Annotated in this window: 8 protein-coding genes and 3 pseudogenes; 6 read left to right on the top strand and 5 right to left on the bottom strand. The window is 51.8% G+C overall.

What is annotated here, in order from left to right:
• Positions 1 to 129: 129 nt before the first annotated feature.
• On the top strand, positions 130 to 2,076 hold the full coding sequence (locus tag KRAC_RS31465; RefSeq protein ID WP_007914320.1) for a PAS domain S-box protein: 1,947 nt from the start codon (positions 130 to 132) through the stop codon (positions 2,074 to 2,076).
• The gene (locus tag KRAC_RS31460; protein WP_007914318.1) at positions 2,069 to 2,527 is read left to right on the top strand and encodes a response regulator; all 459 of its coding nucleotides are present in this window, start codon (positions 2,069 to 2,071) and stop codon (positions 2,525 to 2,527) included. Before KRAC_RS31465 ends, KRAC_RS31460 begins: the two co-directional genes overlap by 8 nt.
• Positions 2,528 to 2,830: 303 nt before the next feature.
• Here the strand turns inward: KRAC_RS31460 and KRAC_RS31455 are convergent, their stop codons facing one another.
• Positions 2,831 to 4,165 (bottom strand): IS4 family transposase, encoded by a 1,335-nt coding sequence (locus KRAC_RS31455; RefSeq protein WP_007905872.1) that lies wholly within the window; start codon positions 4,163 to 4,165, stop codon positions 2,831 to 2,833.
• Positions 4,166 to 4,321: 156 nt separating this feature from the next.
• Positions 4,322 to 6,232 carry a PAS domain-containing sensor histidine kinase gene (locus KRAC_RS31450; RefSeq protein ID WP_007914316.1) on the bottom strand — a complete coding sequence of 637 codons (1,911 nt, stop codon included), beginning with the start codon at positions 6,230 to 6,232 and terminating at the stop codon, positions 4,322 to 4,324.
• A 496-nt stretch (positions 6,233 to 6,728) separates the two neighbouring features.
• Between KRAC_RS31450 and KRAC_RS69405 the strand changes: the two are divergent.
• A pseudogene (locus KRAC_RS69405) lies at positions 6,729 to 7,576 on the top strand (IS5 family transposase).
• Positions 7,577 to 8,297: 721 nt separating this feature from the next.
• Positions 8,298 to 9,851, top strand: coding sequence for a class I adenylate-forming enzyme family protein (locus KRAC_RS31435; RefSeq protein WP_007914313.1), 1,554 nt, complete (start codon positions 8,298 to 8,300; stop codon positions 9,849 to 9,851).
• Positions 9,852 to 9,930: 79 nt separating this feature from the next.
• Here KRAC_RS31435 and KRAC_RS79820 read toward each other — a convergent pair.
• A pseudogene (locus KRAC_RS79820) lies at positions 9,931 to 10,204 on the bottom strand (DDE-type integrase/transposase/recombinase); the annotation flags it as partial.
• 518 nt (positions 10,205 to 10,722) lie between these two features.
• Here KRAC_RS79820 and KRAC_RS31425 point away from each other — a divergent pair.
• Together KRAC_RS31425 and KRAC_RS31420 are read left to right on the top strand one after the other, a co-directional pair.
• Entirely contained in the window at positions 10,723 to 11,517 is a 795-nt protein-coding gene (locus tag KRAC_RS31425) for a COG4705 family protein (RefSeq protein WP_007914307.1), read from the top strand.
• A gap of 361 nt (positions 11,518 to 11,878) precedes the next feature.
• Positions 11,879 to 12,106 (top strand): annotated as a pseudogene (locus KRAC_RS31420) (DUF4158 domain-containing protein); the annotation flags it as partial.
• A gap of 300 nt (positions 12,107 to 12,406) precedes the next feature.
• Here the strand turns inward: KRAC_RS31420 and KRAC_RS31415 are convergent.
• Together KRAC_RS31415 and KRAC_RS31410 are read right to left on the bottom strand one after the other, a co-directional pair.
• On the bottom strand, positions 12,407 to 13,315 hold the full coding sequence (locus KRAC_RS31415; RefSeq protein WP_007914296.1) for an alpha/beta fold hydrolase: 909 nt from the start codon (positions 13,313 to 13,315) through the stop codon (positions 12,407 to 12,409).
• Between the two features lie 720 nt (positions 13,316 to 14,035).
• Positions 14,036 to 14,839, bottom strand: a complete 804-nt coding sequence (locus KRAC_RS31410) for a GNAT family N-acetyltransferase (RefSeq protein ID WP_007914294.1) — start codon at positions 14,837 to 14,839, stop codon at positions 14,036 to 14,038.
• Between the last annotated feature and the right edge of the window lie 155 nt (positions 14,840 to 14,994).

Raw genomic sequence — 14,994 nt, 5'->3', positions numbered from 1 at the left:
TGGACAACACTTTCGTGCCTGTCACTGCTTCCTGATCATGCCTCTTTCTAGCCCTGATTTTCTCCTCTTTTTTCCAGTATACTTCGATGGTCAGAGGTCATTCTCCTGCAGAAACGCTGGCGAGACGTGATGGATGATGCCCTTGCCCAATCGGGGCAGGAGAGATTCTTCGTCAGGGATGAGGTACGTGAAAGGGAAAATGACAGTATGGTGTCCACAATCAAAGAAACAAAGTATAAGGTAATGGAAGAGTGGCATGCGGCGATTGATGCTCTTCCCCAATGTGTCTGGCTCATCCGACCTGATGGTTCGGTTGCTTACACGAACAAACGCTGGCGCGACTATACCGGCACGAGCACCGAACAGGAGCAGGGAGATGGGTGGTTGCAGTATACACATCCCGATGACCGGCAACGCGTCCTGTTGGTGTGGCAGAACGCCGTCCAAACTGGCGAGCCGTATGAAGCGGAACTGCGCCTGCGCCAGGGCACGACGGGAGCCTATCGCTGGTTCCTTCTGCAAGCAACATCGCACAAAGACAGTCAGGGCACCATCCTCAACTATGTTGGCACCTGTGCCGACATCGAGGGCCAGAAACGGGCGGAGCAGCAGCTCAAAGAAAGCCGGGAGAACTGGCGCGTGTTGGCCGAAACGGTGCCACAACTCGTGTGGACGACGTCGTCAGATGGCCTGGTTGAGTACTGGAATCGCCAGTGGTATGACTATACTGGCTCCTCCCCAGAACAGGCATTGGGCGATGGATGGAGTCAGTTTTTGCATCCTGACGAGTATCAGCACACCCTGATGGTCTGGCATCAGGCGCTCGAAACAGGTGAGCCCTATGAGCGTCTCAAGGAGGGCCAAACGGGGGGATATCGCTGGTTCTTAGTCCGCGCCATGCCGGTGCGCGATGACACCCGCCAGATCGTCAAGTGGTTTGGCACCTGCACGGATATCGATGACCAGAAACGGACGGAAGAGGCCTTGCGCCTGAGCCAGGAACGCGTGAACCTCCTGATGAACTCTAGCATCATCGGGATCTTTCTCGCCGAAGACGATGCGATTGTGGATGCGAATGCCACGTTTCTCCAGATGACCGGCTATCGTCGAGAAGACCTGCAGCAGCGGAATGTGCGCTGGGCAACCATGACTCGCCCACCCGCTGCCTCCTTTTCCCACCAGGTCTACCAGGATGTGGTCGCGCAACACTGCACGACCCCTTTTGAAACCGAACTGGTGTGTAAAGACGGCAGTCACCTTCCCGTCTTACTGGGAGGCGTCGCCTTTCATGATCAGGTGCTGCAAGGGGTTGGCTTTGTGCTGGATAATTCTGCTCGCCAGGAGTTGGATCAGCGCAAAGATGCCTTCTTGGGCATGGCCAGCCATGAACTGAAGACCCCCCTTGCCTCCTTGAAGCTGCAAACCCAGCTTTTGTGCAAGAAGCTCGGGAAACAAGATCTGTCCAATGTGGAGGTGGTGTGTGCTCGCATGGAAGGACAACTCAATGCCATCACCCGCCTGGTCGACGAGTTACTCGACCTCTCGCGCATCCAGGCCGGGAAGCTGGAATATGCTCACGAGATGGTCGATCTGGATGCGATGCTAAAGGAAGTCATGGACGTTCTTCAGCACATACAAACGACCCATACCATTGTGGTCCAGCATGCCGCACCACCCGTTTTTGTGGTCGGAGATCGAGATCGGCTCGCACAAGTGTTTCTGAATGTGCTCAGCAATGCGATCAAATATGCTCCAGACGCTCCGCAGATCGAAGTGACACTCACCACCTCGGCTGAGGCGGTCACGATCAGTATACGCGATCAGGGGATTGGGATCCCACGAGAGCTGCAAGGGAGGATTTTTGAACGATTCTACCGGGCGGTACCTCTCCAGCAGCGTGCCTTTCCAGGACTCGGAATGGGTTTGTATATTGTTTCGGAGATTGTCAAGCACCATGGGGGAACGATTCGGGTCGAAAGCGAGAGGGGAAAAGGATCCACCTTTCACATCACGTTCCCCCTTGCCGCTTCGCGGGAAAAGCGTCTCAGAAACACGAAGGAGGAAAGAAATGTGTAAGAGCCCGCAGGCAGGTCGTGAACGGACTCGCCGCAAGCGTATTCTCATTGTCGAAGATGATCCCATCCTGGGCGATCTCCTGCTGGAAGCACTCCAGGAGGAGGAGGAGGAAGCCTATGAGGCGTCCCATGTCCTCAGTGGAGAGATGGCGCAAAGTATCCTGCAAACGGATGCCCCCGCGTTAGTGCTCCTGGATTACCATCTCCCCGGAATGAACGGTCTGGAACTGGCGGACTGGCTGAGGAGCCGAGAAAAGCTTGAGCACATCCCTATTCTTCTGATGAGTGCGGATACGCCACAGGAAGTCAGCGGCAAAAAGCACCTCAGAACGCTGCAGAAACCTTTTGAACTGGAAACGCTGCTGCAAGTGGTCGCTGAACTGCTCGTCTCAGGGGCAAAGGATGATCCCGGCTCTGAAAAAGCGTTCTCCTACGGCGATGGTGCTCGATAGAACCATCGTTTTGTCTGCCTGTGCTCCTATTGACCTGGAAGATCACGAAGGATGGGCAGGCCCGGCATGGATGTCTGGCTGCCCCTGTGACAATTCCGATCTCGTATAAAATGGCGCGTATCTCTTAGAGAACGCTTCTGGAGCAACACGACTTTATGCAAGCATAATTTGGCGCTAAGCGGATTTTGAGGTCGGGCTAAGATCCTGACCAAAGTGTGCATTCATGACACTTTGACGCTTAGACATAGCAAACTACCCCACTTGTAGGACAAGCGGGGTGGTGGAATGATCACCCCATAGGCATTAAGTTAAGAGCCAATCGAGACCATCGAGAAGCAACTGAGCCAAGCAGGGTTCAGTCGAGCGAGGATTGACCCGACAGCCCGACTGCATCATTCGAGAGAGTTGGTCGACCAGCAGGCGCAAACGGCAGAAGCCACCGAGCACTTCCAATCCCTGTAAGGCCAGAGATCGCACCACCGCGGAGGCTTTCACCAAACTGCGCCAAGGATCCTGCCAACACCCAAACAAGAGGAGCCAATGTTGGACCACAACTGCCATCAGTTTGGCATACAGCTCACACAACGCTCGCCAGGGATGTTGCGATCGCCACTCATCAATGTGCCCCTGACTTTTCCAAAGCTTGAAGAGCAGCTCGATCACCCAGCGTTCACGCATGATCACCAAGGCTTGTGCTGGTCCCACATGTTTGGCTGCAGCGTTGGTTACAATGAGTGTCCACGCAGCCAATTCCCATTGCTTAGGACTCACTGCCTGGCCTTTATCAGTCGCCTCTTGCGCCAAGCGCTCGCGTCGTTGTGCTACCACCTCTTCTGGAACGCGTACCATCAGCAGGCGAACGGGCAAGGGGTTCTGTGCTCCTAAGTAGACATGCTTCACCTTGATCTGCCCAATCATGCGAGGCAAGATGCTCTCCAGTTCAATCCGCTTGCCCTCTCGATCCCAAAAGACCGTGTTGGCCTTTGGATGCTGGCAGAAGCGCACCTTCTGCTCGTGAAGTTGACGCAAGTGAGCCAGGCTCCAGTAGCCACGGTCTGCCACGTACAAACTGCCAGGGCGAACCGGCTCTTGACTCAAAGGACCATGTAATTCATGTACTCGTCCTGCCGACAAGCGTGGTCCCATGAGTTGCCCGTGTTTGATATCCCAACGCACATGTAGTTTGAGCGCTGCCTGAGTGCGTTCACTGCTTTCTTGACCCCCTCCACCACATCCAGGCCACAGCTCTTTGAGAGCGGCTGGCAGAATGATGGTTGAACTGTCCTCAACGATCACCTGCTTGAACGACTTGAAGAGCGCAATGGGAGCCGCTTGCACGCTCACGACCTGTTCCACCAATTCCGAAAGCACCGCTTGCAAAAATCTTGCCGCCTCTTGTGTGCAACGCTGATGCAGACCCGAACTGCTGATCTGCACCTGACGAAGCTGAGCTGCCTGGGTCAACTGATCCAGGCTTGCTTGTGGGGTGTGCAAGTGCCCAAAGAGCAAAATTTGGGCAAAATCGGCCCCTGTGAGCTTGCGCTCTCGTTTCACGAAGCCAGTTTCTTTTGCCAATGCATTGGCTCGCTCTTCCAAGACGTGTTTCAATATGCGCTCAAGTTGTGATACACTGGTCATCTGATAGCTCCTTGCTTGATGTATGATGTTTTGATCAATCTTCATCATCTTTCAAGGAGCTTTTTGTTGTCATCTTTTCTTAACTTAATGCCTATGGGGTGGTGGAATGATCACCCTCTATCAGCTTCCTGCCGAGGCCCGCGACCATGAATCCTCTTATGGGACGACTGGCAAGGTAAACCAGAAGGTGGAGCCTTCCCCTAATGTACTTTCCACACCGACTTGTCCCTGGTGTTCGGCGATGAGCATCTGGCAGATATATAAGCCCAGACCCAACCCTTTCCCCGAACCATTCTGGACGGGTACGCCTTTCACCTGGTGAAAACGCTGCCAGATTTCTTTCTGTGCTTCCGCCGAGAGGCCCGGCCCCCGATCGCGCACCCAGACACGAGCAACACCCTTCTCGGCGGTGAGACCAATATGCACCGGCTGGTCGGGGGGTGAATAGCGCAGCGCATTGGTCACATAATTGGTCACCACCTGACTGATGCGATCCCGATCAGCGAGCACGTGGACCAGCGTATCCTCTGGCACTTCAAGTAGGAGCGAGCGTTCGGGCTCGGTGACCCGCAAATCCTCGACCGTTTCACGCACCAGGCTGCCAAGTTCACAGCGCTGCGGCGAGAGCTTCAGGGTATTGGATGTGATGCGCGAGATGTCCAGCAGGTCATTGATCAAGCGCGTTTGTGCATCGACCTGTCGTGCACAATCCTCCAGATTTTTCGTGAGTCCCTGGACGAAGGTGCTCCATTCTGGGGAGAAGTTATCCGCCGTCGTGGCTACCCGTTTCAAGCGCCGTTGGACTAATTGAAGCGTCCCTCTGAGGGCAGTTAACGGTGTTTTTAATTCGTGGCTGGTTATGCCAAGGAAGAGGTCTTTTTGCCGTTCCACTTCTTTGCGGGCCGTCAAATCTAAGACAAACGTGATGGCCAGCGGAGAAGAGCCTCTCCGGCGCAGAAGCGTCGCCCCGTTCAAGACCGGCACGCGCGTGCCGTCTTTGGCCACATACTCTTTTTCAAACGGCTGAGCCACTCCGGTTGTCTGCAGTTCTTCGATCACCCGAGCGTCTTGGGCCCGATATTCCGGGGGAGTCATCGCCGTCCACTGCATCCGTCCCGCTGTCAGGTCTTCCCGGGTATAACCCACAAGCTTGAGCAAGGCATCGTTGGCCTCATGAACGGTTCCCTCCAGGTCAACGAGCGCCATTGCGATGATATTGGAATCCATGAAATGACGAAACCGGGCCTCGCTCTCCCGCAGGGCCTCCTCCGCCTGTTTCAGCTCCGTCACATCCAAGGCAACTCCTATCAGATGGATCGGCTGGCCGCGGAGATCATAGATGCCTCGTCCTCTGGCTATCAGCCAATGCAGGCTCCCATCAGGCCAGATCGTGCGGTGCTCGATACCAAATTCCGCCTTCTCAGCCAGGGCACGCCGATGCGCGCGCTCTATTTGGTCGCGGTCATCCGGATGCACGCACGCCAGGAACTGTTCCTCACTCCCTGAAGTAACAGGAGAGATGCCAAGATGGACCGCCATCTGATCCGTGCAGACAAATTGCCAGGTCGGGAGATTCCAATCCCACAGGCCCACACCGGACGCTTTCACGGCGAGCTGCATCTCTGCTTCACTCATCTGTTTCGCCAGTTCCTGCTCGGTGACATCGATGCCATAGGCCACCAGCTCAGAAACAACCCCCGAAGGCTTGCGCACGGGGATCAGACGCCAGTGTATCAGGCGGTAGCTTCCATCATATCGGCGCACCCGGCGTGTGTGTTCACTGCTCCGCCCGGAGATGACCGTTTGGATCAGCGCTTCTTCGACTTGCGGCTGATCAGCCGGATGGAACGCCTCCAGCCAGCCCTTCCCTCGATACTCGTTCTCCTCTTGCCCGGTAAAGTTGTGCCAACTGGGGGAAATTTCTTGCACCTCGCCTCTGAGCGTGAGAATGCAAAAAATATCCGTGCTTCCCTCTATCATCGCGCGAAAACGATCGACAAACTCGGCCTCTTCAGGGGGACGTTGGGTGGTGTTTTCTTGCTGAGGGTTGTCGTTAAAGAAAGCCATAGAATAAGAGCCTCTCCTCTCTTGGACCAGGACACAGACAAACGCACCTTCGATCTTCGGGGCAACAGATCCTTGGTCCTCGGTTTTTCATTTGAAGGTGTGAGCAAAGGCTAGCCTCCGATCCTCCTCGCATGAGGCAATCATGACGGGAATAATTGCCTCTTCATCTTAGAATTCCATCGCTACACATGCAAGCACAAGAAGCGGTGTCAGAGGCGTAGGTCGGAGAAACTGGTGCCGACCCGGTCTCTATGGTAAAGGTCAAAATGAGCCAGAAAAGCGACCGTTTTCAGGCATTTCCTGGCGCATTTCCCATATATCTTGGCGAATGAGTTGCGAGATCAGACAGAGGAGCGAGACAGAAAATGGGAAAAGGAGTTCTTAGAAGGTGTGCAGAAAGCCGAAAACTAGCCGATAGAAAAGAGAAAGGAGAGAAAAAAGCCGAGCAAAGCTATCGAAAGGAGCGGGATGATGGGAAAGTACTCACTCTCTGCGGATGCCGTATCCATCAGATGTAACAGACGAAGAATGGGAGATTCTGGAGCCGTTGATTCCAGGAGAGAAGCCAGGCGGACGTCCGCAGGAAATTGCGCGGCGGGAAATCCTCAATGGCATCTTGTATGTGCTGCGGAGTGCGTGTGCCTGGCGCATGATGCCCCATGATTTGCCGCATTGGAGCACGGTGTATCTCTCTTTCCGCCTGTGGAAACAGGCAGGCGTCTGGGAACACGTGAATGCAGCCCTGCGACGTGATCTGCGCGTAAGCCTTGGGCGCGATCCTGAACCGAGTGCCGCCATTCTCGATAGTCAATCGATCAAAACGAGTTCGGTGCGCGGTGATGAGCGCGGGTTTGATGGCGGGAAAAAAAATCCACGGCAGAAAACGGTTTGTGCTGGTTGACACCCAGGGGCTGGTGATCGCGGTGAAAGTGCTGAACGCTCACATCGATGAGCGGGAAGGAGGCAAGGTTCTGCTTCTGCCTCTGAAAGGAGCGCTGCCTCGTCTCCAGCTGATCTGGGTCGATAGCGGGTATGCAGGCCACCACGCGAGAGCAGTGGGTCAAAGAGCACCTGGGGGTACGTGTGGAGGTGGTGAATCATCCCTGGACCGGCATTCGCGCCGTCTGGGTGAAAGAAGGGGAGGAAGTCGACTGGAATGCGATCATTCCCCCAGGTTTCCACCTCCTTCCCCACCGATGGGTAGTGGAACGCACCAATGCCTGGATCACCCAGAACCGTCGGCTCTCCCGCGATTATGAGGGCACCTATTCGAGTAGCGAGGCATTGATCTCTCTCGCGATGAGTAAACTGATGGTGGCCAGGCTGGCTCGCGCCGCTCCCTAACTGGTGTCATTCTGCACACCTTCTTACAGCAGTAATCAAAAGGCTTGAGCCTCAAACTGTTGTGCTTCCGTAAAGAGAACTTCTCTCTCGCGGGCGAGATACCCACAGTGAGCAAACCAGCCCGTACCACTCGTTCTCGTAAGTCGGTTGAATAGGCTTTCATCTCTCTAGCCTACTCTTTGGTTCAAAGCTTATGCGTACCGCTCTAAATAAAATTTTTGTCTTGAAACTTCAAACGCTATTGCCAAGATGACCCTTGATAGAGTTCTGGTCTATGGGATGGATTGAAAACTTCCCTCGGACCTTCGAGAGGACCGCATGGCTGGCACCATCAGCCATTTCTACAGAACCCGGCGGTAAGAAACTCAATCGATGAAAGTAGTCGGAGAGGTGTGGATTAGCTACAAGCATTTCACCTAAGGTGAATGCTACTCATTCGCTTCTTGCATGCATTTTTCCTTGATAATGTTGCCAGCAACCCTCTCAGAGATGCTCTTTTCATGCTCTCATTCTAGCAGCCATTCCTCTCTTTACACAAGAGATTTTTTGAACCTGCACTAGCCAGTGATGACGAACTCTGTGTACTCTGGAGCCTTTGTCTTACATTGCTATTTGACAGGATACTCAGCAATCGTGTACAAATAAAAAGCGTGATAAACGTAATTGTGCTATTGTTCTTTGAACGCCCGTACATGCAATGAAGCAAGTGAGTAGGTAACTTATGAATGTAAGAGATTTCATTCGTCGTGGAGCAAACGCTTATCCTCATCGTATCGCAGTGATATATGGTGAGCAGCGCCTTACCTTTGCCGAAGTCTATCACCATGCGAACGCTCTGTCCAATGGACTGATAGCATTAGGGCTGCGCAAAGGGGATCGTGTGGCTTTCCTGCTCGCGAACTCGGTACAGAGTATCGAGATCGACTTTGCTATTTTACAAGCCGGATTGGTGCGTGTCCCTCTGAACACGCGTCTCTCCGAAACTGAACATCGCCACATGCTCCAAGAAACGGAGACGAAGGCTCTCCTGTTCAGTGAGGAGTTTGCCGAGCGGGTGGAAGCGCTCCGCCCACAAGTAACGACCGTCCAATATTTTTGTCAGATGAATGGACACCCGCATTCTTCCTGGATCCAGTCCGTAGCAGATGTTGTTACTGGTGCCAGCATTGATGAGCCACCAGTGTTGTTGCGCGAAGAGGACTATGCCACCATTCAATACACCTCGGGCACGACAGGAACGTTGAAGGCTGCCATTCATAGCCAGGGGACCTGGGTTGCCATCGCAACCAATATCTTGACATCGTTACCCATTGAGCAGGATGACATAATGCTGCATGCAGCTCCCCTGACGCATGCTTCGGGGACGCTAGTGTTGCCACACTGGCTCAGAGGTGCTGCCAATGCGATCCTTCCTGGTTTTCAGCCAGAAGAATATCTGGCGACAGTTGAGCGCTTGCGTGCAACCACATTGAACCTTGTACCAACAATGATCGTGATGTTGCTCTCCCATGCGCGCGTCGTGCAATACAGCTTGAACTCCGTGAAGCGTATTATTTATGGTGCATCTCCCATGCCACGTGAAGTCTTGCGCCGTGGTCTGGAGCTTTGGGGTCCCAAGTTTATCCAATACTACGGCCAGACAGAAGCTCCGCTTATCCTGACACTCCTCGAAGCTCAGGACCACCTGGGCGATGATCCTCTGAGACAGGAACGCCTGTTTTCCTGTGGGCGTCCGGTACCAGGTGTCGCATTGCGCATTGTCGATGAAGATGGGCAAGAGGTGCCTCAGGGAACGATCGGAGAAATCACTGTCTCCACGAATCAAGCGATGGTGGGTTACTGGAAATCACCCGAACTTACGAACGCGACGCTACGCAATGGCTGGGTACATACCAGGGATATGGGTTATATTGATGAGCAAGGCTATGTCTTCCTTGTTGATCGTAAAGCGGACATGATTATTAGTGGTGGTTTCAATATTTATCCGCGTGAGGTCGAGGAGGTTCTCTATCAACATCCTGCGGTCCAGGAGGCCGCAGTGATTGGTATTCCCGATGAGATTTGGGGTGAGTCGGTCAAGGCGTTTGTTGTGTGCAAGCCTGATTACCCCTCTTCTGAGGAGGAACTCATCGACTTTTGTAAAGAGCGCCTAGCCTCATATAAGAAGCCGCGTACTATAGAATTTATGGAAACGCTACCGAAAAATGCTACTGGCAAGGTTGTGAGGCGCGTGTTGCGCGAACCATACTGGAGAGATCGCAAGCGCTCAATTTAAATATGGTCAGGGGTTCTGTCAGAACTGAGAGCACAGAAGCTCATCAAGGACCAGTACATATGGAGATTGCTGTATTGTGTTAGGAAATGACCCGCATGGCTTCTTTCAAAGCGATAAGCCGATCAAGGAAAGCTCGCCGCTGCTCGGAGAGTGTGGCTGGTTCTCCCATGATGGAGTGAGGGAGAAGGATAGTTCCGCAATTCATCAAAAGCAGAACAGAAACGGGCAGCCGAATCGAAGTTTCCGAAGCCATGCATGGGGTAATACCGTTGCTTGACTCCCCGATGGTCTTGCTCCAGGCGATTATTGAGATATTTATTGTTTCGATCAACCGATGAGCCTGAGGTAGTTCTGGCCCCCGCCAACTAAAACCACTGCTTGTTGGCATACGTTTTCGCGCCTGTGGCTTTCGGTATAAGAGGTGTGGGTGGAAAACGGCTCTGCCGTTTTCCACCCACACCTCTTTACCCCAGAGATGAATGTAGCGAGTCAGGGGACATGAAGCTACATGACCAAAAGTTGACGACTATCCCCCAGCGTTCTCTCACCTCCACGCTTTTTTCCAATAACGCTCCCCGCATCATCATAGCCGTTATTTCATAATTTTCTTGTAACTATCCAGGTCCGCTCCTTCCCTTGGCTCCTCAGCGCCTGCGGCGCTTCGCGAGATTTGGATACTGAAGAGTTACAAAAAACTTGCACACTGGTCCAGTTACTTTTGGTACTTCTACTTCTATTTGAGAATATCATTTTTGATTCTGAGTAAATTAGAAACAAAAGGAGGTACATTACGAATATCTTCATTAATAAGGGCAATTGATGTGGATATTAGCAAAATCACCATCGACGGCAATTCGAAAAAAGAGGAAAAATGAGCAAAACATACATTAATAGCAAAGTGCCAACAGCCACCATTGGCTTCTGGCTGATCAAAATCTTGGCTACTACATTTGGTGAGGTTGGCGGCAATCTGGTCAGTATGGATATGGGGTTGGGTTATCTCAAGGCAACAACAATCCTAGCTGGTTTATTTGTCCTGCTGGCTTTCGTGCAGATTATGACGAAGCGATTTCATCCTTTCCTGTACTGGGGAACGATAGTCGCATCCACGACTGCTGGAACAACGCTTGCGGATTATGTGACCCGCTCTCTTGGGATTGGCTACACTGGCGGTTCGCTGCTCCTATTAAGCCTTGTTATCGTATCTCTGATTACGTGGCGCAAAGTTTTAGGGCGAATTTCCGCTGATGATATTTTAGACCGACGTGCTGAATGCTTCTATTGGCTCACCATAACATTTTCGCAAACGCTAGGAACTGCATTGGGTGATTGGTTTGCCGATACTGCTGGGCTTGGTTACGTCGGTTCCTCATTCGTATTTGGCTTGGCGCTGCTAAGTATCGTTTTCCTTCACCATCGCCGCGTAATAAATGGAGCGATTCTGTTCTGGGTAGCCTTCATCCTTACCAGACCATTTGGCGCTGTAGTCGGCAATTTCTTTGACAAGCCAATCGACCACGGCGGACTTGCTGTTAGCAGAGCGATGCTTACCTGTACTTTGTTTGCCCTTATGGCGCTTGGTGTGTTGCTCTTTCCTCAGCGTGCTAAGAAGATTAACAACAAGAATTGTGCTTTGTCAAAAACCTCTGCCACGATTGACGCATAGGTTCGCCGCACATTGAGCTGGAATGGTGTAAATAGGGAAATTCCATGAGGTACTTTTTTGAGAATTATCTAAGGAACCAAGCGCGTTATTTCTTCTCGCGATTACCTCGGATAATTGCCAAAATTACCTCATGGAATTTCCCTATTTACACCTCACAAGATCATTCGCCGGGAAGAGCGTTTCTCTACTTTCATTGTTGGGCTTACCACTAACTTTGCGTCAGAACCGTATTCCGGTCTGTTCATACTCAAGGGCCATAGGGTAAAAGTCCCTTTGACTCCTTGGCGCTTGCGCTAGCATGACTGCTTCACGTATAGTTCAGGCAACATATGCTCATTATGCAAGGGGGGGATTGGCATCGATGAAACGATCCTGGGATATCGAAGAACTCATTGAGCATTTTATCCTGCTTCCTGCCGAGTTGGAAGTGCTTGGAAATAAAACGGGTGCGACCCGTCTTGGTTTTGCTCTGTTGCTGAAATGTTTTCAACTTGAAGGGCGTTTTCCTGCTGCCAAACACGACATACCCAAAGCCGTTGTTGACTATATGGCTCATCAGCTTTCGCTTGCTCCAGCGTTGTATGCTCAGTTGACGAAGATGCCTTGTTCCACGTTCTTCAACAGTACAAGCGACAGGAAGAATGAGCTCGCTGGAACATAATTAAGGACATGATCTCTCAGAGACGCTCTGCCTCTTTTCCTAGCAAGCAGACACACTTAAAATGTCCAAGAGCCGATATTCGCTAGTCAAACCGAATTTTTATTTGTCAATTAACAACATTTGACAGAGGAACTCACCAGGGCCAAAGAACGGCTCCAACACCACAACGCTCTCCTTTGCCAATGTACTGCGCACGCTGGATTGCGTCTTTCGTTCTTACTCGCGAGATCAATAGCCGTTTACTTTGTGCTGTTCAAGGAAGTTTTGAAGCGCGTGAAAGAAGATCTCAGGACACTCTAGCCAGCCGAAGTGCCCGCAATCCGGGATCATCTGAAAATCGATCATCGCGCTGGAAAAAGCTGCCCGTGTCTCATCTGCCCACGCTCTTCCAAATGGGTCATCCTCCCCATAGAAGATGTGTAGTGGGAGCTTCAAGGTTGCCGTTTGCGCACTCAGGTCAAAGTCGCCCATGGCTTTCCAGGTTTGGTCTCCTACTGTTGGGGTATGATCAAAGGTATCAGCAAAACTGGGAAGATCGAACGGAGGGTTGGTCTTGGATAAATAGACGGGAAGAATCTGTTTGAGACGTTCTAAATGATCTGCAGACAACTCTGTTGGTATGATGCCTTTCTGTTGGAAATCTTTGAGACGTGCCTCAAAGCGTTCAAACCCTGCATAGAGTCCAGCCACTGTTGGAGGAACACTATTGAGCAGCAGTAATGAACGAACATGCTCTGGATACTGAATAGCATAGTGCATTGCTACCAATCCTCCCCACGAATGGCCGAGGATATGGACCTTTTTCTCCTGGGCGATCGCCGAACGGACTGCTTCCAGGTCCTGTGCATAGGTTATCGACGTAAAGTTCTCAGCCTGTGCTTCTTCTCCCTGCACTCCCAGAATGGGAGAACGACCGGTTCCTCTCTGATCGTAGTTTACAACGGTGAGTTGAGGACTGACCAATTGCTCTAAGCCAAGCAGGTAACGATAGGATAAACCAGGGCCACCATGGATCATAATAAGCACTTCGTCTACATCTAATCTGCCTGCTGTCCGTATAAAGATTCTTGTGGACTCAACAGGGTGCTCGATTTCACGAATGCCGAAACTGTTGTCTCTATTTAAATCAATAGACATTGATATGTATACCTCTCTTATTTTGATATACCCTTGTGGGTATATACAGTAAAAGGCTGTTTGTCGGCCTGTGTCAACTCGATAGTCTCGTAACTTCTTCTGGTGATTTACTCGCTTTTATGCTTTTACTGCATTCGCCCAATTTTTAACGTCAAAAAGCATTCTGGACATAATTGTGTCATGGCTTTTCGAAGAAAGGTAACAAACTGCGAGACGCAGCAGGACAAGAACGCAAAGCCTGGAAGACAGCTCGGAGCAAGCGAGCACGAGAAAAAGCCAAAGACGTGTGGGATACCTATAGTCGTGTCTATCGCAGCCACGGGTCCTGGCTTTTCCTGTGATCCATCCCGAGTATCGTGGTCGTCTCTGGCTCGTCGTGGTGCGACAGGGTCAGGAGCGCGAACCCTGGTCCTTGTTTGACCAATGAATGTGTCGAATCGGCAGAAACAAGGGAAGAATAGAAACGTCACGGCCATTGGACTTGACTTGCTGGCTGTGCTCACGAATCCAGACCTTACTGGAGTGCTAGGGGCAGGGATAAAATCTCCCCCTGGCTCCCAGATCACGAAGGCATCACCAGATTCGAAGAACTGCCAGGGCCTCGTTTACCCCCTTGCGGTCAAATTGAACGCCGGTCACTTGCTCCAGGCCAATTACCCGTCAAACTACAAGATTTCTTCGCAGATACAGATGCTTTGGCCTGGTCAGATTACCCGTTGTTTACCGTTGCCAGAAGTGAATGCGACATACTTCATGAAAACCAAGACGACTATAGATTCTTTCACCCTTTTCTGTTGCTTGCAAAATGGCAACACGATATCCCATGTCGCGTGCATCAAGCAAAGGCAGGTGGGATATGGCTCGACCAATGCCTCGGCCTCGTGCGCTGGGAACCGTGGCCACACAGTAAAGACCGGCGACTCCGCTGGCGAGATACAAAATTGATGTCGCCACTGGTTGACCATTGAGCCGAGCAAGGTAGTAGCGCACGCTTGGATGAGCGACAAACCCATGTTTACGAACCACATCCATGATATAATCGCGACCAGCATCAGGCCACGGCATGCCAGCAGCAATGGTCTGGACCCCAAGTTGTAAGGATTCCGTGGCGTCTATCCGCTCAAGAGTCACTCCTGTAGGCAGGTCAATGTGCTCATCGAGGTCCTGGAGATCCCTGGCCATGCCAGCGGTGGGAAAGATGGACCATCCACGAGCTTTGACACGATCTTCTATTGTTGGATGTTGGAGAGAGGGTCCAACAGGCCAGGAGAGAGGTACGTTATGAGCTTCGATCTTTGATAACATTTCGTCGATCTTTTCTCTGGGCGTATCCGGTGTCAGGCAAGCCTGTATCCCCATGTTTAAACGCAGAAATTGCCCACCAGTGATAAACCATGAAGCACCTGCTTCATGATAAAACGTGGCTCCCAGCGCGCGCCCCCAGAGCGAAACAAATGCTTCTGTGTTCGTTTCCATTGCTTCGATAAGAGCTGGATGGGAGAGGCTCTCAATCATCTGTTGCATATATGTTGGACTTTCTATGGAAAATAGTTATACTGTACAGGTTATGAGAATCCTTCTCAGAGGAAGAACAGTCAATAATCCTGCTGTGTGTTTGTATGAAAGGAAAGCTTACAAAGAGAGGACATGTATTGGAGAAGCACATAGCCGGTTTATTG

The organism is Ktedonobacter racemifer DSM 44963 (genome assembly GCF_000178855.1).
Classification (GTDB): Bacteria; Chloroflexota; Ktedonobacteria; order Ktedonobacterales; family Ktedonobacteraceae; genus Ktedonobacter; species Ktedonobacter racemifer.
The sequence above is the reverse complement of the archived record's forward strand: the minus strand, read 5'-3'. Positions and strand labels throughout refer to the sequence as shown.

What these genes read in the sequence shown, in the direction of transcription:
- KRAC_RS31465 (WP_007914320.1), top strand. Translation starts at nt 130, where the DNA reads ATGGATGATGCCCTTGCCCAATCGGGGCAGGAGAGATTCTTCGTCAGG.
- KRAC_RS31460 (WP_007914318.1), top strand. Translation starts at nt 2,069, where the DNA reads ATGTGTAAGAGCCCGCAGGCAGGTCGTGAACGGACTCGCCGCAAGCGT.
- KRAC_RS31455 (WP_007905872.1), bottom strand. Translation starts at nt 4,165, where the DNA reads ATGACCAGTGTATCACAACTTGAGCGCATATTGAAACACGTCTTGGAA.
- KRAC_RS31450 (WP_007914316.1), bottom strand. Translation starts at nt 6,232, where the DNA reads ATGGCTTTCTTTAACGACAACCCTCAGCAAGAAAACACCACCCAACGT.
- KRAC_RS31435 (WP_007914313.1), top strand. Translation starts at nt 8,298, where the DNA reads ATGAATGTAAGAGATTTCATTCGTCGTGGAGCAAACGCTTATCCTCAT.
- KRAC_RS31425 (WP_007914307.1), top strand. Translation starts at nt 10,723, where the DNA reads ATGAGCAAAACATACATTAATAGCAAAGTGCCAACAGCCACCATTGGC.
- KRAC_RS31415 (WP_007914296.1), bottom strand. Translation starts at nt 13,315, where the DNA reads ATGTCTATTGATTTAAATAGAGACAACAGTTTCGGCATTCGTGAAATC.
- KRAC_RS31410 (WP_007914294.1), bottom strand. Translation starts at nt 14,839, where the DNA reads ATGCAACAGATGATTGAGAGCCTCTCCCATCCAGCTCTTATCGAAGCA.